Genomic DNA, 18,037 nt, shown 5'->3' with positions numbered 1-18,037 from the left:
GAATCAATAGGGCCATCCAATCTGGCTTGATCAGTTCCAGACCGGTGGATCCCCTGCCATCTTCCTGCAGGGTGAACAGACCCGCGCTCCTGCAGACTTTGTTTGGCAGGTCGCAGGATCTCACGAGCCGGCGGTCTGTTTAAAGGATTCAGTCTTCCTGCCAAAGGGTGCGATCTCGCAACCAGGATGAGAGAAGCCTGGTTCAGATATCTAAGGCCGCTGCTTTGCCTTTCCTCTTGTTTGGATAGATGAAAAACTGATGATCAGGCAGATCCTCCTTTTTCTGCTCGTTTTTGGACTCAAAAGGGAAAATACAAAAAGAGCAGGATCATTTCGAATTTTCATTTCTGGCAGTTCTGTTTTCATTGCCAGGAAAGATCCGTCTATGCTCAGACTCTGATCGAATTACAGGGCCTGCAGCACATCCTTATGATTCTTTACTTCACGACAAATCCATCTGACAGATCGGAAAATGGATTTGTGCAAATCCAAAGTCTGAACGAAATCTCGAAAGGCTTGATTCGCACTCACACCTGCTCATTTTTGCCTTATACAGCCCGCTATCGCTTTCTTGAAGACTTTTAGCGTGGAGGCAACAGGAACTCCTCTAGAAGTTCTTCAATCAAGTAATCAAGTGGCTGCCACAAGCAAAAAACAGACTGTCCAAATCCTGATTGCGAAATCCGAATCTGGTTTTGTTTTCTGACAGGGATGGTGGGATGAAAAGGAGATTCAAAATCGAGGATTGGCGGTTTGATTTTAAATCTTTAGGCCTGTCAGTAAAACAATCTGGTAAGAAACAGATCTCTTTGTTTTTTTCTGGTTTTCGTCTGGTCTGGATGGGATCAGCCGTTTTCCCAGAAATTCTGGGTGTTCAGGTTTGGTTCATTCTTTGTTCTCTGTCAGATTTCAGACTCATGCAAAGAACAAATCCCGAAAAGCTGACTGTGCAGCAAGGCATTGCTCTTTTCACCCCCTGTCTTAAATCCGGCAGTCGGCAGGCTGACCATGCATTGGCTTGGTGAGCCAGCCCAAATGCTTTGAGATAACGCGATCAGCATTCTTCTGGATCTACAACCTGGTATTTCTTGTAAGGACAAAAGAAGGCCGTCAGGCGGCAGTAAAGAAAAGTAAAATTTCCACATGGCATCAAACAGACCGGTGTCGGTCTTTGTTTTCTGCCTTTCCAATCGCAAATTCAGACAGGCTCGGCCTGATCGTCTGGAAAGATCTCCTTTTTGAAGAAGAAAAGAGAAGTACGGCTTGAATGTCTTTCCAGTAAAGACAGAGTTCTGACCAGAATCTGTAATTTTTCATCTTTTTCTTTTCTTTTCCTGTCCATTACATGTCTATCCTAACAATCTCTGCTTATAATCACAGACATAGAACTGTTCTTTTATTTATTGAAATTGCCCTTTGAAAGGAGCGCTTATGCTGATTGCCTGGAGCGAAAAAGGAGTATGCAAAGATTCAACTATCAGTTTCTTCGCTCACTCAGATACCTTTAAACACTATTACTACTATGTCTATAACTGTGGGTCCTTTCGCGTGACTTCCGATTATGAAATCAATCGAGAATCCGGCTTCTATCCACTGGTGATGATCATTATGGATGGATCTCTTAAACTTGAATATGAAAAAGAGGTTTACTCTGTTTCGTCTTCTGAGATTGTCCTGCTTGACCAGTTCCATCCCCATCACTACTGGTGTGAAGACCATTGTTCTTTCTTGTTTTTCCACTTCAATGGGAAAGACTCGTCCAGCCTGGTCAGACACTTGCTTGAGATCAATGCGTCTCCAGTCTTTTCCTGTCCGCAGTTTGAACAGATCGTGGAGACCTTCTCACAGACGTATCGGACGCTGATCTATCACAACCTGAAAATTGAACGTGAATTGTCCATTATGGTCTATGAAATCCTCTGTCAGCTCGAAAGCAACGAACAGATGTATGTCCACAACATTGAACACTATTCCAAATCCGTCGGACAGGCCATCACTTACTTTCAGCAGCATGTCCATGAAAATGTCACTCTGGCTGAGATCTGCGATGTGGTTCATCTGTCTCCTTACTACTTCACCCGCCTGTTCAAAAAGGAAACCGGCTTTACACCCATCAGTTATCTGAGCAATCTAAAGATCTCGCTGGCAAAAATCATATTGCGAACCACCAACATCACCATCTCTCAGATTGCCGATTCTTTAGGCTACAGCAACGATGCCAGTTTCATCAATGCCTTCAGACTGCGAACCCAGACAACCCCCGCAGCCTACCGAAACCGCCTGAAAGCCCTGGAGCGCTTTGGAAGCATAGAAACCCACAACCAAAAAACGATCAAAAACAATCCCAGTCTGACTGCCCTTCAGCCTTCTGTGGAACTGGAAGATCCTGTTAAAAAGAGTGCAGGTGCGAATGCGGCAAACAGCGCGAAATAAACGGCAGAGAATCAGGCAAAAATCAAGAAGTCCAAAGCCTGATTCTTCTTAAAAGGACCATCCAGCCGATAATCACGAACAGTCATCCTGTTTTCGATTTTTTTCGTCCAATTCAGGATGTATTTGCATTTTTCTGATAGGATTTTCTCATGAACAAAAAAATTATCTTGTTGGGAATCACGCTGTTTTCCATGTTTTTCGGAGCAGGAAATCTGATTTTTGCTCCCTTCCTTGGCGCCCAGGCCGCCAGCAGCACTCCATTTGCGTTAGGAGGAATGCTGCTGACCAGTGTGGTCATGCCTGTCTGCTCGATCTGCATTATCGCCCCCTATGGCAATGCTTCTGACATGATCAGCCGGATTTACAAGCCGCTTGGACCGATTTTCATGACGCTGGTTTATCTGTTAATCGGACCCTGCATTGCCATTCCCCGAACCGCCAGTACCGCCCTCGAAATGTGGACCTGGGCACTTCCTGGCTCTTTCTGGCCGATTGCTGCGGTCTTTGCATTTTTTGGAGTCGCGTATCTGATGGCCATCCATCCAGGGAAGCTCAAAGACATTCTAGGAAAAGTCATGGGACCAATCTTACTGGTTTTGATCTTGTTTGTTTCCATTCCCCTGTTCTTTACTCCTGCCCAGATTGGCTCACCCTCTGCCGCTTATGATGCCTCACCTTTTTTTGTTGGACTCAACGAAGGCTATCAAACAATGGATATTCTGGCCGCTTTCTGTTTTGGTATCATCATTACGATGAACATAAAGAAAATGAACCTGAACAATCCTCAGAAAGCCCTGGCTAAATCTGCCCTGGTGGCCGGCATTCTGCTGGGGGCTGTCTATATCCTGCTTGCCTTTGCGACCAGCCGCAACAGTGCCATTCTCCAGGCGTATTCCAATGGGGCCCAGATTCTTTCCTATGTCGCCATGCAGACCTGGGGAAACTTTGGCCAGATTCTATGCGGCCTGATCTTCCTGATCGCCTGCCTGAATGTCTGCTCCGGACTTCTGGCCTGCTGCAGTGAATACTTTGAAGAGACCTTCCACCGATTCTCTTATAAAACCTGGCTGATTCTCTTCACCCTTGCCGGCGCTTTCACAGCCTGCAGTGGTCTGGACGCGATTCTTTCATGGTCGGGCACACTGCTCTCCTTCATCTGCCCAGTTGCGATTGTCATTCTGGCTATCGGCCTGTACAACACCTGGAAAGAACGAAAGGCAGGATAAATCCGGAACAATTCAGCTCACCGGTCGCCTGCCATGCCCTCCTCATTCCCTATTCCAAAAAAGGCTTTGAACTTCCTTCTTGTGGAAATGTTCAAAGCCTTTTGTCATTCTGGCCAGTCTTGATTCATCAGATCAGACTCCATCAGGAATCCTTCCAGACTGATCCTGTTTTGTTTTATTCCTTTTTGAAGTGATTCCAGCTTCTTTGAGGTGATTGCACGCTTCCCTGTTTGTTTTATTTATCCTCGAAACTCATCAATCGATACGGGAACGAATCCATCTTTGGTCAGTGTATACAAATCGGTAAACCCGGCATGGCGGGCGCGCTCAATACATTCACTCATACCAAGATCCAGATCTTCGCGGTTGTGGCAGTCTGTATTGATCAACAGCTTCCCATCATTCTGATAGATCAGATTCAGAATCGGATCAGACGGATAGGCCTGGCTGCGATAGCCGCGAGAAATCGCGCCAGTATTCATCTCAAAGATCTTGCCCGCTTTAACAAGATCTTTTACAGCATCCCGGACCATGGCGAGGATTTTCGGATCCTCAAAGCGGAAGTACTTTTCGTCATCATTGTATTTTGCGATCAGATCGATATGGCCGACAATCTGCATGCGATCATTTTTAGCCTGGGCTTTTATCGCCTGATAATACGCTTCGCTCATCGCATAGATATCATTGTTCCACTCCTGAGCAAGCATTTGTTCAAAGCGCTCTTTGGAGTAGTCGATCGGACTTGCATGGCCATCTTTTACCAGGAAGTGAACACTGCCAATGACATAGTCATAGTCATCGGGATTGACAGGAGACAGGCTGTCCTCTTCAATCCCCAGAAAAATCTCCATTCCTGCTGGCGGATTTTTTTGGCAGCGCAAAACATCCTGACGATAGGCAGCCGTTTTTTCGGGGGTCATGCTGCCATCATCGATCGGATTGTACGCGTGACCTGAAAATCCCAGAACGCTAAAGCCTTTTTGTGCGGCTGTCTGAACCATTTCATCGATGGAATCTTTGCCATCATCGTAGTAAGAATGCGTATGCAGATTGGATTTGATCATACTTTCTCTCCTTATGCTTGCCCCTTGGGGGTATAGTGCGCAGATTGGCGATTTATCTGGTAGAAACCAGCCTGAATCAATCACTCAAGTCCAGGCCAGGTCCAGAAAAACAGGCAATCGATGCGCCTGCTATAAGCGAACAGACATTTCCAGCCGGTGAATTAAAATTCTTTGGATTGCATGCTGCGATCAAGCAAATAAGCCAGCGCCAGCTTTACCGTGTTGAAGACACCGTCTTTATGGGTACGCTCGTAGCCATGGCTGGTCATGCAGCCCATCCCGATGCAGGCCGGAGCCAGGTTATTGTCCGCCTGATAAGCAGCTGATGCGTCAGAAGAATAGCGATAGAAAATATCCATCACCGCACCGATCTCATATTTTTCTGCCAGATCAAAAAGTTCAGTCGTTAAACCCCAGTCATACGGGGTAACGCGGTCCGCTGCACAGATCGAAACTTTCTTTTCATCTCCCGACTGCTGGCCGCCAACCAGACCGATATCTAAAGCGAGATATTCATTGGCATCTGCGGGTACAAAACGGCCGCCCATGCCGATTTCTTCATTGATTGGGAATGCAAAATAGGTATTATAAGCTGGTTTCAGATTGTTTTTTGCAAGCAGGGCCAGAACTTCAAAAAGAACGGCAACATTGGCTTTGTCGTCAATATGGCGGCTTTTGATATATCCGGAATCCGTAGTCACAAACCGGGGTTCCACGCTGACCAGGTCGCCCGGTCTTACGCCTAATGCTTCGGTCTGTTCTTTGGTACGAACATCTTCATCCAGCACAATGGCCATTTCGGCAAAATCGCGTTCGCGGCTGCGGGCGTCATCAAAAACATGCACGGAATGGGACTGGTTAATTAACATGCCCGAGTAAGTCTCATTGTGACGGGTGTGCACATACACGTTTTCACCTTCTACAGAATGGAAATTCACGCCGCCAAGGTTACGGACATTTAACCATCCATTCTCGGCAATGGAACGGACAACCATGCCGATCGTATCCAGATGAGCACCAACAACGACCGTATTGGTTTCATCTTTTCCATTCAGATAAATATAGGCGGTATGGCGGTTATCATAAAGAACTTCATAACCATATTCATCCGCGAACTCTTCCAGCAGGTGATGGATTTCAGGATAGTAGCCGACAACACTTGGTGTATTGATCAGCTTTTCCATCCAGCCTATCAAGCGTTCTTCCTTGATCTGGGAAAATAAATCCGTCATATTCATAGTGATTTTCTTTCTGCCTCCATCTTCACGATTGTTTTGAATTTTTTCTTTTCTTGATTTGGATTCCAGATCCAAAAACGGTACAGATGATCAGTTTTTCGATTCTATCGCCTTCAAGGGCAGTCAAAGCCAGTCAAGACTTATAGATACCACAAGACTCATAGATATCAATAGAGACTGATTCTCAGTACGCGTTATAAAAACCAGAATCTGCCGGATTCTGGTTTTTTCCGTTCTCATTCTATCCTTACTCTGAGCAAACAAAAAGAACCAGCCAATTGAGACTGATTCTTTTGTACGGATCTAAACTATTTTATTCTTCGAAAACGACTCAGAAAGTCAGGCACGGGAGGCAGCCAGAGCATTGCGCTGGGCAAGAGCCTGGTCGAGAATGTCTTCGGCCATCAAAGTCTGTTTCTTGCAGGCTTCATACATCTCTTGATTCTGTTCGTTGAGGGCAACCAGGAAATCCATGAACTCGTAGCTCATATGCAGCCCCTGATCGACAGAGATCTGAATATCTTCCTGTTTTTCCATCTCACGCTGCGGCGGGGTAAAGAAGACATCGTTCATCCGTCCAGTGCTGCCATTGACAATACGGAACGTTCCCTGCTCACCCTGTAAGGTCGCAAGATAATCCGCAGAGCTGTCTTTGGAACCGATGCAGGTGATATTCATGCGAGGATATTGCATCATCAGCACCCCTGAGGTATCAATTCCATTCCAGCCAAGAACTGGAAAATAGGTCACCGCTTCAGGCTTGCCAAATAAAGCCAGAGCCAGATGAATATTATAAATATTAATATCCATCAAAGCCCCGCCATCCATCTTGGGATTAAAAGCATTTTCAACAAGGCCATCCATATATTTTTTATACCGGCTCGAGTATTGCGAGAAGTTGAAAACGCCTTCACGAATCTCGCCGGCCATGGGCAGATTGTCTTTGAGCAATCCAAAATTCGGCGTATGGATGTTGGTAATGGCCTCAAAAATCATGATGCCATTCTTTTCAGCCAGTTCAAACAGTTCTTCAGCCTGTCTGCGGCTTGGAGTGAATGGTTTTTCAAGAATGACATTCTTCCCTGCTTCCAGGGCTTTTTTTGCCTGGGGATAATGCAGGGAGTTTGGCGAAGCAATATAGACGGTGTCGATTTCAGGATCGCCAAACATGGCATCCAGATCGTCATACGCTTTGGCCACATGGTGCTTATCCGCAAATGCGCGGGCTTTGTCCATAGTTCGGGAATAGACAGCAACAACTTCGATGCCATCAATGTCCGCGATGGACTTGAACATCAGATCGACAATCGATCCACTGCCAATGGTCGCAAGTTTCATTTTTTACTGCGTCCTTTCCACTGCTTCTGATCGGGAGCAGCTTTTTTCTCTTCCAGACTCGTTATCGGTTGGTTGTCTGCCCCTTCTTTGGTTTCAGTGCCAGCTTCACTTCCATCACCCTTGCGTTCATGGCTGGAGCGATAGTTTTTCTTCGCAGCTGACCAGTGCGATACATTCAGGGACATATTTGCATTTTTAAACCGGTTGTTCGGTTTCTTGTTTGTGTTTTCGCGGTAAATCTTAAAGGCGACACCATCTTCAGTGTTCATGCCTTTGACTTTATACTCATTGGCCTGCACGACTTTGGAAACAATCGACAGACCCAGACCAAATTTGCCGCCTTCCCCCATGATATATGGCTTAAACAGCGAATCGATCCGGTCTTCTGGCATCTTTGGCCCATCGTTGGAAATAATCAGTTCATCTTCACGAACCTTGATCTTGATGTAGGTCTTCGCATAGCGGAAGGCATTTTGCAGGATGTTTTCGACGCACACGCGCCACGATTCAAACAGACCATCGAAGTAGACTTCATCGACATCGGTGATCAGTTCGATTTCCGGGCGAATCACTTTCGCATTCAGAACAACTTCTTCAACGACATCTTTCATATTGGTCGTTACACCCTCAGCATCCGAGGAAACCAGATATTCAACCCGGTTCATGTACAGCAGCGAATGAACTTTGTCTTCCAGGCGCTTGGCATTGTCCAGAATGACATCCACGCTGCTTTCCAGGTCCCCATACGGATAAATACCATCTTTGATGGATTCCGAATAGGACTTGATGGTTGCAATCGGCGTCTTCAGATCATGCGAAATGTTATGGATCATTTCTTCCTTGGCTTTTTCCTGCTTGGCCAGTTCGGTGGTCAGAGTCCGCAACTCCTGGGCCACTTCTCCAATTTCATCTTCCCGGTTAATGTACAGATCGACATCTTTGCCCTCTTTGATCTGGGTGATATACGCCTTGATCTGGTTGAGCGGCCGGATGATCGAAAATACCCACAACAGCAGAATCATCAGCAGCAAAAAGAAGACAAGAACGGTGATGTAGACCGTCGAATCCAGCAGCGTCGTTCGGGTGGCTTCCGCATAGGAATCATCCATGTAGGAGACAACCACGGAATCGTGCTGATTATGCTCCACCTTGGCCAGGCGGCAGTAGTACCTCGTGCTTTTATACGTCTCGACTAAATCCTTGCTTTCACCGGTGGTGTTGAGCATATCTCTTGCCTGCTCGACCAGCGTAGCCAGGAATTCATCATCTTTAGGCTGCGCAATCGGCGAGCGGGAGACGACATCGACTTTATTGGGGGTGACCACAATCGTCGTAATGTTGGTATCGGCCGAAATATAGTTAAACAGTTCCAGATCAGAACTTGGCTGTTTACCAAGATCCAGAGCATTGATGACCGGCGTCTGCTTGGCAGCAAGCATATCAAAGATCTGTTTGGAGATGGTGTTGTTGATGCTGTCGGATAAAAAGAACAGGAAAAACAACAACAGAAAAACCACCATCAACAGAATCAAAGACAGAATCTGCTGGGTCAATGAGAGTTTGCGAAACGAATTCTGAAATGGAAACTTCATCGCTGAGCCTATCCTAAACGATAGCCGTATCCGTAAATCGTATGAATATTCAGTTTCGGCAGTTTTTTACGTAGTCTTCTTAACGTATCATCGACAACGCGATCGCTTCCGAAGTAGTTTTCATCCCAGACATTTTCAAGAATTTTATCACGGGAAAACGCAAAGCCTTTGTTTTTGATGAACATCATCAACAAGTCAAATTCTTTGGTTGTCAGTTCAATTTCTTCCTGATCGGAGTAAACTTTTCGCTGTTCTTCATCGAGTTCATATCCATCGATAAAGATGCGGTTGTTGGTGTCTTTATAGGCGCGTTTAATCAGATTGTTCACACGCAAAACGAGTTCTTTCGGGGAGAATGGTTTGGTGATATAGTCGTCACAGCCTTTTTCCAGACCGATAATCCGGTCGAATTCTTTGTCACGGGCGGACATGAAAATGACAGGGGTATCCGGGTTGGCTGCACGGATTTCTTCAAGCAGATCAAAACCGGATTTGTCGTCCAGCATGATGTCAAGAATCCACAGATGAACATCATCTTTGGTGTGGGCATTGGCTTCTTCATAAGTGTAGTACGAATTGACTTCATAACCTTCTTTGCGCAGGTATTGGGCGACAAGGTTATTGATGTCCTTTTCGTCTTCTACGATGTTGATAATTCGTTTCATAGTGACCTTCTTTCACATTTACAATCTACATTCGTCTGCTTTTCGATGCGAATGACATGCACAGCTCCTCGAATCTGAGGATGGCCAGAAGAAATGGCGGATTCAGGATGAGATTTAGCGGGCGTAGCCTTTTTCTTGAATCAGATCCGTAACCATATGGACACAATCCGCACAGAGCTGGTCAGTTGCTGCTTCAACCATAACGCGGATCAGCGGTTCTGTTCCGCTTGGGCGCACCAGAATGCGGCCGTCATCTCCAAGCAGATCGGCAACTTCCTGCACCTTGGCCTGGATATCCGAATCATCCAGCACAATGTTCTTGTCCACGACTTCCACGTTTTCCAGCAGCTGCGGATAGATGTACAGGCCTTTGGACAATTCCTGAACCGTCTTGCCGGTTGCCTTCATGCACTGCAGCAGTTTCAGGCCCGTAAACAGGCCATCTCCAGTGACTTCATCTTCCAGGAAGATAATGTGGCCGGATTGTTCGCCGCCGATCCAGTAGTTGTTCTTCATCATTTCTTCCAGAACATACTTGTCACCGACCGGCGTCTGGATGTAGTCGATGGAATTCTTGTCAAGGGCCTTATACAGGCCAAGATTGGCCATTACAGTGGTTACAACCATATTGTTGGCCAGATGACCTTCAGACTGTAAATACTTGCCCAGAATATAGAGGATATAGTCGCCATTGATCAGGCGGCCATCGGAATCGACCGCAATCAGACGGTCGGCATCGCCATCAAAAGCCAGGCCGATATCGCACTGATTTTCAACCACGAAGCGCTGCAGGCCTTCTGGATGCGTTGATCCGGCTTTGAAGTTGATATTGACCCCATTGGGTGCCGCATTGATCGCATCGACGGTTGCCCCCAGCGCATCAAGCGTTTCAACCGCTGTTGAGCAGGCGGAACCATTGGCCAGATCCACCGCAATATGCATGCCGGTTAAATCGACTGGAATCGTCTTTTTCAGCCAGGAGATGTATAACTCCAGACCGGTATTCCAGTCGAAGTATTCTCCGACTTTTTCACCAGTTGCCAAAGGAACTTCGGTTAAGCCATCTATGTAGTCTTCGATCTGAAGCAGAATTTCTTCTTCCATCTTGATGCCAAGATGGTTGAAAACTTTGATGCCGTTGTCATAGAACGGGTTGTGTGAAGCGGAGACCATAATGCCGCAGTCAAAGTCTTCATTACGCACCAGATATGAGATGGCCGGTGTCGGGCAGACCCCCAGCAGATACACATCCGCTCCAGTGCTGACAGCTCCTGCTGCCAGTCCCAGTTCAAACATGGAACCAGAAAGCCGGGTGTCGCGGCCGATCAGAATCTTAGCATGGGCTTTATTCTGAGAATAGTACCAGCCCAGCCATTGACCGATTCTTACGGCCATATCCAGAGTCAGCTGCTCATTTGCACGGCCTCTGACTCCATCCGTTCCAAAATATTTTCCCATTCTTTTTCCTCCTTCTCCATCAGCGAGCACTGATTTTGTGCTCTGGGAATGCCGATAAGTATAGAAACCTCCCCAAAGAATGCTCTTAGGAGAGGTCGGGTTCTCTGAGTCACAAATCTCCCAGAATTCAGCCGGATAAACATCTACGACTGAAAAGGGATCTTTGCCTGTTGCTTTGTTTACTCTTCCAAAGTCTCGCTGGCCTGGCTGCTCTGCGCCTCCAGACTGGCCTCACTGGCCTTGCGTTCGGATTCTTTTTCGGACGCTTCCTGCGAAAGTGCAGAATTGGTCGAAGAAGAACTGTTGACCAGTGTTACCGTAGCGGTCACTGTCGAAGGACTGATGGTGACATTGACCTGCTTGCCCTGGCTGTCATAGGCAACCAGCGGAACTTCAGCCACAAAACCGCCTTCATTTCCAGACGTATCCACAATCGCGCGGATCGCCCGGATGGCATTGAGTTTATCACGGGTCGCCCGGACGGTAACCGAGCGGCTCGATAAAGCCGGTTTGTTATAGGCGTTGATCGACTGGCCGGTTCCGACAATCAGATCCGGCGTGATAAAGAACGTTTTGGTATACTTTTTGGCCAGCGTGACCTGAACAGTCGACGGATTGACTCTCACATTGAGTCCGGTTGGCAGCCCTGCTGCATCCAAGGAAACCGTGTTGATTCCCTCGCCCAATGAGCGCAGATCCGCGGTGATCGAAGCTGAGTTCTGCGTGCGGACTAACTGAATATCGGCGGCATCCCCTTCTACGGTAATATCAGCTGTAGTGGGAAGGCCGGATACTTCATAGGTGTTGTCATCCACCAGGACTTCAACCGGAATCGCCGCCAGATTGAGGGTGACGGCGTCCTTGTTGAACAGGCGAAAGGACAGATCCTGATAGTTAATGGAAAGGCAGATCAGTAAAGCCATCACCAGCGAAGCAATCAAAGAAAGCTTGTCGTTATAGATAATCCGATCGAACAGCTTGGAAATCCGGCTGGCAATGGTGCGAAGAAGCCTTGTCAGCCCCGAGAGAAATTTCTGGACGCGGCCGGGCTTTTTCTCTTTATTCTCCATGTTTCTGACCTCCATTCAAACCAGTCTTGTCCTCAGCTGCGGGATTTGCATCCTTTGCTTCAGGATTTACATCCTCTGACGGTGCAGCTGGTTTTGTCTGCTGCTTGGCAGGGCGCACCTCAGATTTCGGCTGTTCAGGAAGCAGGTTGACAACTTCTAAAGGTTTTACCCGATCATCCACTTTTTCCGTTTTTTCCACGCGGTGCTGTTTTTTGCCAAAGGAGCTGGAAAAGTTGCGAGTGGCATTGATGACGGGCTGGAACATGGAGGGTCTGGTTTCATTTGACTTGCCAAGACGGCTTGTCAGATAACGGTACAGACTTTCCGGGGTATATTGGGTCAGTGTTCCTTTCTGAGCGACAGAAATGTTGCCAGTCTCCTCGGAAACGACCAGCGTAATCGAATCACTGACCTCGGAAATGCCCACCGCAGCACGGTGTCTTGCACCATACTTGGAAGGCAGATCTTTGGCAGTACTTGGATAATAGGCAGCTGCGCATTCGATTTTGTCACCATCAATAATGACTGCCCCATCATGCATCGGCGTTCCATACTGGAAGATGGTTTCAAGCAGTTCACTGGTGACATCTGAATCCATCTGAATGCCGGTTTTGGCATAGTCTTCCAGAGACTGACGCATCTGCAAGGTGATCAGCGCACCGGTTTTGGTTTTCGACATATCGGAAACGGCTTTGACCAGTTCATCGATCATGTGGTTAATCCGCTCTGCCGGCAGGTCCGGTGCATACGTATCATTGGTTTTACCCAGTTTTTCAAGCATCGAACGAATTTCCGGCTGCAGGACGATCAAAACGATGATCATTCCCCAGCGCAGAACAAACTCCAGCAGATAACTGATCGTTTTTAGCTGCAGCAGGTCTGCAAACAACTTGAACAGAAGCAGACCAAGAATGCCTTTGACAATCTGAATAGTTCGGCTGTTATTGCGTACGATCCGGATTCCGGCATAAATCAGCGCCCACAAAACGCAGACATCCAGAATCAGCCGCAGGATCAGTTCAATATCGGATAAAATCATCCGATCCCTTCTTTCTTATTGTTCGAGCGCAAATTCGATATAGTCATGCACACTAGGGAAGCTGTGTGCGGAGACGACCGTCACTTCTTCAGGCGCCAGGGAATGCGCTGCTGAATTCTCATTGGATTCAAGCATTGGAATGTCATTGTGCGAATCCCCCATGGAGTAAGTATCCGAATCGTCGATATCGGCATAGGCTTCGACAAAGTCAAGGCCGGTGGCCTTGGAAACGCCTTTGGGTACAACATCCACAACAAAGTTGTTGGCAAATGCGGTTACAGTTGAACCAAAGTACTGGTTAATTTTCTCCGCAAGGCTCAGTGCTGCTTCCGGAGTTGTACACGAGAATACGATCTGTGCAAAACGGCCGGAATCCATGATTTCTTCTTCGGTCCAGGTTGGCTGGATATGAGGATAGCGATGATCCTCCAGGTTTGGATGGATCACGACTTTGTGACGGTTGACGCCATCGTTGACCATATAAGAGACGATATCCGGGTCTTCATGACTGGCATACATCAAATCGATTGCCGTGATGTTGTCCAGACTGGTTTCGAGCAGCGTGTTGCTCTGGGCATCAAAGACCATTCCGCCGTTATTGGTTACATAGTAGTCGACAGGGATCTGGAATTCGTCCAGTTCACGAGTGATCGACTCTTTCGAGCGTCCGGTCACAATCGCAAAAATGTTCCCCAGTTCGCGCCAGTGTCGAATCGCTTCGATATCTTCCTCAAGGACTGAGTTTCCAAACTTCAAAGTCCCATCATAATCTGTAGCAAGTAGCTTCATAAAATGTTCCTCTTTCTCTCAATCAGTCTAAAACTGCATTCTTCTAAATCATATCATAGAATCGATTCATTCCCGCAGGCCCCTTTTCGAAGTTCAGAGAGCGAATGTAAGCGGGATCAAAAAGAAGCGGAAACCACGAAAAATCCGGCTTTATTGCGCTTCGAAGCCTTTAAAATCCTCTCTCTAACAGTAACAAACTCTGTCAGAAATTATGTGATTTTTACTCTTAAATGTACGAATTATTTTCTCTTTGCCCACAAGGATCTTTAAAAAAGCGATCCAGAAGTCTCATGCGCTCATCCAAGTCCTTTCTGGCTTTTAAAAAGCCACGGCGATCCTCCAGCCGTAAAAGAAACAAAGAGCCACGCAAAAATTTCTTTATCCCTGAAACTCCTGCACTCCATAAGACTTATTCATTTTTACAGAATAATGGTTGTGGTTAAAATGAAGATTAAGTGCAGCGCCTAAAAGCGCAAGGCAAAGCAAAAACAATTCAAAAAGTGAAATGCAAATATAAAACAGAAACACAAAACAGAAACGCAAAAATAAAACAGAAACGCAAAAATAAAACAGAGGAGAATTCAAACATGGAAAAAATCTTATTTGTCTGCCATGGCAACATCTGCCGTTCTGTCATGGCCCAATGGATCTTTCAGGATCTGGTCCACAGACACCATCTCGATGCTCAGTTTGAAATTGACAGTGCTGCCGTCTCCAGCGAAGAAACCGGCAACTGCATGTATCCGCCCGCCAGAAGAAAGCTGACGGAAAAAGGCATCCCATTTGGAGAACATCGAGCAAGACAAATGACGCAGGCCGACTACGATCACTTTGATCACATCTATATTATGGACGACTCGAACCGCCGCCTGATGGGACGCATTGTCCGCGGCGATCCGGATCATAAAATTGAAATGTTAAAGAAAGATGGTTCCAGCATTTTTGATCCCTGGTATAGCGGTGACTTTGAGCAGGCATATCAGGACATTGTCCAGGGATGCCAGGAACGTCTTGATGAGATTTCTGGCCAACCATCTTTCTGATGCTTTAAATCCACGGTGATCATTTTGGCTTTCTGTGTGAAATCGCCTTTCTCTATTGGAAGCGGTCTCTTCGCCTGATAGACTGACAGAAAGAATACTTCAGAAAAAGAGAAAAGGAATCGACATTCACAATGAAATTCAAAGATCTTAAAGACTATCATGCCTGCTATGTAACAACAGTTTTATTTCTGGTCTCCTGCTTTATTTTCAGGGACATGGTTTTCTTCCCTTTGGCGTGCTGCTTTCTTTGTTTAGGCTTTGCCAAACAGGCCAAATCAAAGCAGCCCCTCGCCCCGGATTCAAACGCTCCAGAACAGACCAGTCTGGACACCCCTTCCAACCAGTAACCCGCAGCCGCCAGGCTGCTTTTTCTTTTCGCAACTAGATTTGGTCTGCTCTTGCGGTAAGAATCTGGCCAGATGAATCTCCAGAAAAAAAGACACCCGAAGGTGCCTTGTCGACACAAAGCGCTGGTTTCCAGGCTTTCTGCTTTTTCATTTCGATCTCTTTTTCACTGACCTTGTTCACTGAATTCTTCTTGTTCATTCCATTCATCTGAGCTGCTCAATCCTTCTTACTCGCCCAGATCTTCTTCTTTGGCTGACGATGTTTCCGGCTCTGAGGAATCCGAACGGCGCACTTTCAGGCCAAGTTTCTTTTTCTGGGCTCTGGAAAGCGGAACTTTCATCGAGTGGTTCAGTTCAACTTCATCCTTATAAATTCCAGTCAGGTATTTCCCGTTGACCAGATAGGAAATATGCGTGCGCAAAAAACCATACTTAGCAAAGCTTTCATCGAGATCAGCCAGATTGAGCCGGCGGTGGAATTCCCCTTTCCGGGTATGGAAATGCACATTTTTGCCGATCTTTTCCAAGTAGTAAATATCTTCAATGGGAATATCGATTTTTACGCCCTGATAAACCAGCGAGTAGCATTCCTTCTGGCTGGCCTGGGCTTTGATCAGATCCGAGATATTGGTCAGATCCTGGCGAAGATTGGCTTTGGAAATATAGAGCACCCGTCTTCTCGTTTCCGCTGCCTGTTTGGGGGCCGGATCTTTGCAAAGATAGACAATCAGGGCGGCTGGATTGTCGTGGACAAATACACTTTCCAGTCTTGGAGTCTGGAACATTTCATCAAAGAAGAAAATCTGGTAGTCTTCCTCTTTCATCGCTCTGGCCAGCATGCTGGCTTTATAAAAATGCCGGAACGTCCAGTCGATTCTGGAAAAGTATCCTCCCAGCAAAAAGACAATGTCTTTCGTTTCCTTTTCATGCTCAAGGATGGCGACTTTGATCATATACATCCTTCCTTTCAGCTTATCCTCTCATTGATGAGTGTATGCCCTGGCGGGCTATACCGGATAAGTCCAATCCTGATTGTAACCGAATACAAAATCAAAATCCTGCTTTCCTGGCAAACAGGCCGTTAACTTTGAAAAAGGAAGCATTCCAGGCGATTTACTTCCATCTCACCTGCCGGACTCAACCCGCTTTATCCCAGCCCTTTGCGGCGCTTGGCACCAGGAAAACTGGAAAGAAAAAGGGGGAAGAAAAGAAAAAAGACGGGAATCAGTCTTCCACAAATTCCCGTCGAATATCCGCCCCTAAAGCACGCAGCTTGGCATCAAGCTTGTCGTAACCGCGATCGATATGTTTAATTTCATGAATTTCCGTTTCACCATCTGCCATCAGACCGGCAATGACCAGCGCGGCCCCACACCGTAAATCGGTTGCGGTGACTTTCGCACCGTGGAGAAAGGTTGGACCGGTGATGTACGCGGATGGAATTTTCACCAGAATATCTGCACCCATTTTTTCCAGTTCCGGGCAGTGTTTAAAGCGTTCGACGTAGATTTCTTCGGTCACTGAAGAAACTCCCCGCGAACGGGTCAGCAGTGTTGTAAATGGCTGCTGCACGTCGGTTGCAAAGCCTGGATATGGCTTGGTGGTAATGTCTGTTGGACGGAATGGCTTCGAGTGATCGTTGCCATAAATATGAACCGAATCCCCTGTGAAATCGTAGTTCACGCCGATTTCACGCAGCTTGGACAGAATTGCATCCAAGTGCTGGGGAATGACGTTGCGAATCCACATATCATCGGCCATAGCTGCCCCGATCAGAATATAGGTTGCCGCTTCAATCCGGTCAGGAATGATTTCATGCATGCATCCTTTCAAGGATTCCACCCCATCGATGACCAGGGTACTGGTTCCCATGCCGTGAATGCGGGCGCCCATCTTGTTGAGCAGTGTGGCGATATCGATGATTTCCGGTTCACGGGCAGCATTTTCGATTACTGTGCGGCCTTTGGCAAATACAGCCGCCATCATGATATTGATGGTTGCACCAACCGAAGAAATATCCAGGAAGATCCGGGCTCCCTTCAACCCTTCAGGCGGTGCCACCAATACAGTGCAGTCATCCGCATAATCCACACTTGCGCCAAGTGCCTGGAAGCCTTTGAGGTGAAGATCGATCGGACGCGGGCCAAGATGGCAGCCGCCCGGGTTTTTAATTTGAGCCCGGCCGTACTTACCAAGAAGCGCTCCCATGAAATAATAGGAGGCCCGCAGTTTCTGCACTGCCGCAGACACCAGTGGTCTGTCCTCCATAGTAGATGGATCGATAATCAATGTCTCAGCATCCGGTCTGGTGACCTGAACGCCGAGTTCTTCTAAAAGTTCAACTAAAGCTTCAACATCAGAAATCTGCGGTACGCCGTAGATTGTCACTTTTTCTGAGCCAAGTGCGGCCGCGGGAATGAGAGCAACCGTTGAGTTTTTACTACCGGAAATCGTAACTGTTCCATTGAGTCGTTTTCCGCCTCTGATTTTAATGACTTCTTCCATATGCGATTGTCCCTTCCTCTCGTAACAAACCCTTCCTGCTTGTGCCTAGCAAAATGCAGGGAAAAGAAGTGTTTTCAGGTTGTATACCGATCAGATTATACAGTCTTTTTGGACAGAGTAAAGCTGCCAGAAAGTACAGGAAGATCCTGGCTTCTGGCAGCAGGTTTAAAATTTCTTGATTTTGCCCATCAATTGCTCATTATCTGACCAACAGTGCCACTTCCCATGGG

16 protein-coding genes are annotated in these 18,037 nt (G+C 47.0%); 4 read left to right on the top strand and 12 right to left on the bottom strand.

Features of this window, described 5'->3' with window-relative positions:
• Positions 1-1,431: 1,431 nt before the first annotated feature.
• Both U4956_RS11255 and brnQ read left to right on the top strand, forming a co-directional pair.
• Positions 1,432-2,433 (top strand): AraC family transcriptional regulator, encoded by a 1,002-nt coding sequence (locus U4956_RS11255; protein WP_323090793.1) that lies wholly within the window; start codon positions 1,432-1,434, stop codon positions 2,431-2,433.
• Between the two features lie 149 nt (positions 2,434-2,582).
• Positions 2,583-3,659: a branched-chain amino acid transport system II carrier protein gene (gene brnQ, locus U4956_RS11250; protein ID WP_323090791.1), complete on the top strand. Its 1,077-nt coding sequence runs from the start codon at positions 2,583-2,585 to the stop codon at positions 3,657-3,659.
• Between the two features lie 239 nt (positions 3,660-3,898).
• Here the strand turns inward: brnQ and U4956_RS11245 are convergent, their stop codons facing one another.
• The 9 genes from U4956_RS11245 to U4956_RS11205 all read right to left on the bottom strand — a co-directional run bounded on the left by U4956_RS11245 (position 3,899) and on the right by U4956_RS11205 (position 13,912).
• The gene (locus U4956_RS11245; protein WP_323090790.1) at positions 3,899-4,723 is read right to left on the bottom strand and encodes a histidinol-phosphatase HisJ family protein; all 825 of its coding nucleotides are present in this window, start codon (positions 4,721-4,723) and stop codon (positions 3,899-3,901) included.
• A 161-nt stretch (positions 4,724-4,884) separates the two neighbouring features.
• Complete coding sequence (locus U4956_RS11240; RefSeq protein WP_323090789.1) at positions 4,885-5,961, bottom strand: M42 family metallopeptidase; 1,077 nt, start codon at positions 5,959-5,961, stop codon at positions 4,885-4,887.
• A 339-nt stretch (positions 5,962-6,300) separates the two neighbouring features.
• Positions 6,301-7,299 carry a Gfo/Idh/MocA family oxidoreductase gene (locus U4956_RS11235; RefSeq protein WP_323090788.1) on the bottom strand — a complete coding sequence of 333 codons (999 nt, stop codon included), beginning with the start codon at positions 7,297-7,299 and terminating at the stop codon, positions 6,301-6,303.
• The gene (locus U4956_RS11230) at positions 7,296-8,891 is read right to left on the bottom strand and encodes a HAMP domain-containing sensor histidine kinase (protein WP_323090787.1); all 1,596 of its coding nucleotides are present in this window, start codon (positions 8,889-8,891) and stop codon (positions 7,296-7,298) included. Before U4956_RS11230 ends, U4956_RS11235 begins: the two co-directional genes overlap by 4 nt.
• Before the next feature lie 8 nt (positions 8,892-8,899).
• Positions 8,900-9,556 (bottom strand): response regulator transcription factor, encoded by a 657-nt coding sequence (locus tag U4956_RS11225; RefSeq protein WP_323090785.1) that lies wholly within the window; start codon positions 9,554-9,556, stop codon positions 8,900-8,902.
• Positions 9,557-9,670: 114 nt separating this feature from the next.
• Positions 9,671-11,014 (bottom strand): phosphoglucosamine mutase, encoded by a 1,344-nt coding sequence (gene glmM / locus U4956_RS11220; RefSeq protein ID WP_323090784.1) that lies wholly within the window; start codon positions 11,012-11,014, stop codon positions 9,671-9,673.
• Between the two features lie 179 nt (positions 11,015-11,193).
• On the bottom strand, positions 11,194-12,084 hold the full coding sequence (locus U4956_RS11215) for a YbbR-like domain-containing protein (RefSeq protein WP_323090782.1): 891 nt from the start codon (positions 12,082-12,084) through the stop codon (positions 11,194-11,196).
• Positions 12,074-13,123, bottom strand: a complete 1,050-nt coding sequence (gene cdaA, locus U4956_RS11210) for a diadenylate cyclase CdaA (RefSeq protein WP_323090781.1) — start codon at positions 13,121-13,123, stop codon at positions 12,074-12,076. The genes U4956_RS11215 and cdaA overlap by 11 nt, the downstream gene beginning before the upstream one ends.
• Positions 13,124-13,138: 15 nt before the next feature.
• Positions 13,139-13,912 carry an HAD-IIB family hydrolase gene (locus U4956_RS11205; RefSeq protein WP_323090780.1) on the bottom strand — a complete coding sequence of 258 codons (774 nt, stop codon included), beginning with the start codon at positions 13,910-13,912 and terminating at the stop codon, positions 13,139-13,141.
• Positions 13,913-14,499: 587 nt separating this feature from the next.
• Between U4956_RS11205 and U4956_RS11200 the strand changes: the two genes are divergently transcribed.
• Both U4956_RS11200 and U4956_RS11195 read left to right on the top strand, forming a co-directional pair.
• Entirely contained in the window at positions 14,500-14,955 is a 456-nt protein-coding gene (locus tag U4956_RS11200; RefSeq protein WP_323090779.1) for a low molecular weight protein-tyrosine-phosphatase, read from the top strand.
• Positions 14,956-15,086: 131 nt separating this feature from the next.
• Positions 15,087-15,302, top strand: coding sequence for a hypothetical protein (locus U4956_RS11195; RefSeq protein WP_323090778.1), 216 nt, complete (start codon positions 15,087-15,089; stop codon positions 15,300-15,302).
• A 34-nt stretch (positions 15,303-15,336) separates the two neighbouring features.
• Here the strand turns inward: U4956_RS11195 and U4956_RS11190 are convergent, their stop codons facing one another.
• The 3 genes from U4956_RS11190 to U4956_RS11180 form a co-directional block, all read right to left on the bottom strand.
• Positions 15,337-15,510, bottom strand: a complete 174-nt coding sequence (locus tag U4956_RS11190) for a hypothetical protein (protein ID WP_323090777.1) — start codon at positions 15,508-15,510, stop codon at positions 15,337-15,339.
• 19 nt (positions 15,511-15,529) lie between these two features.
• Complete coding sequence (locus U4956_RS11185) at positions 15,530-16,255, bottom strand: LytTR family DNA-binding domain-containing protein (protein ID WP_323090776.1); 726 nt, start codon at positions 16,253-16,255, stop codon at positions 15,530-15,532.
• A gap of 271 nt (positions 16,256-16,526) precedes the next feature.
• A complete protein-coding gene (locus U4956_RS11180; RefSeq protein ID WP_323090774.1) occupies positions 16,527-17,807 on the bottom strand; it encodes a UDP-N-acetylglucosamine 1-carboxyvinyltransferase in 1,281 nt (426 codons plus the stop codon).
• Positions 17,808-18,037: the final 230 nt, after the last annotated feature.

Source organism: Allobaculum sp. JKK-2023, from assembly GCF_034745455.1.
In the GTDB taxonomy this organism is placed as follows: Bacteria; Bacillota_I; Bacilli_A; order Erysipelotrichales; family Erysipelotrichaceae; genus Allobaculum.
This window is presented reverse-complemented; position numbering and strand designations above follow the sequence as displayed.

Excerpts from the sequence above, each read along its gene's own strand:
- glmM (WP_323090784.1), bottom strand. The coding sequence starts at position 11,014 with ATGGGAAAATATTTTGGAACGGATGGAGTCAGAGGCCGTGCAAATGAG.
- U4956_RS11255 (WP_323090793.1), top strand. The coding sequence starts at position 1,432 with ATGCTGATTGCCTGGAGCGAAAAAGGAGTATGCAAAGATTCAACTATC.
- brnQ (WP_323090791.1), top strand. The coding sequence starts at position 2,583 with ATGAACAAAAAAATTATCTTGTTGGGAATCACGCTGTTTTCCATGTTT.
- U4956_RS11180 (WP_323090774.1), bottom strand. The coding sequence starts at position 17,807 with ATGGAAGAAGTCATTAAAATCAGAGGCGGAAAACGACTCAATGGAACA.
- U4956_RS11185 (WP_323090776.1), bottom strand. The coding sequence starts at position 16,255 with ATGATCAAAGTCGCCATCCTTGAGCATGAAAAGGAAACGAAAGACATT.
- U4956_RS11230 (WP_323090787.1), bottom strand. The coding sequence starts at position 8,891 with ATGAAGTTTCCATTTCAGAATTCGTTTCGCAAACTCTCATTGACCCAG.
- U4956_RS11235 (WP_323090788.1), bottom strand. The coding sequence starts at position 7,299 with ATGAAACTTGCGACCATTGGCAGTGGATCGATTGTCGATCTGATGTTC.
- U4956_RS11245 (WP_323090790.1), bottom strand. The coding sequence starts at position 4,723 with ATGATCAAATCCAATCTGCATACGCATTCTTACTACGATGATGGCAAA.
- U4956_RS11240 (WP_323090789.1), bottom strand. The coding sequence starts at position 5,961 with ATGAATATGACGGATTTATTTTCCCAGATCAAGGAAGAACGCTTGATA.
- U4956_RS11200 (WP_323090779.1), top strand. The coding sequence starts at position 14,500 with ATGGAAAAAATCTTATTTGTCTGCCATGGCAACATCTGCCGTTCTGTC.
- U4956_RS11205 (WP_323090780.1), bottom strand. The coding sequence starts at position 13,912 with ATGAAGCTACTTGCTACAGATTATGATGGGACTTTGAAGTTTGGAAAC.
- U4956_RS11190 (WP_323090777.1), bottom strand. The coding sequence starts at position 15,510 with ATGAATGGAATGAACAAGAAGAATTCAGTGAACAAGGTCAGTGAAAAA.
- cdaA (WP_323090781.1), bottom strand. The coding sequence starts at position 13,123 with ATGATTTTATCCGATATTGAACTGATCCTGCGGCTGATTCTGGATGTC.
- U4956_RS11225 (WP_323090785.1), bottom strand. The coding sequence starts at position 9,556 with ATGAAACGAATTATCAACATCGTAGAAGACGAAAAGGACATCAATAAC.
- U4956_RS11215 (WP_323090782.1), bottom strand. The coding sequence starts at position 12,084 with ATGGAGAATAAAGAGAAAAAGCCCGGCCGCGTCCAGAAATTTCTCTCG.
- U4956_RS11195 (WP_323090778.1), top strand. The coding sequence starts at position 15,087 with ATGAAATTCAAAGATCTTAAAGACTATCATGCCTGCTATGTAACAACA.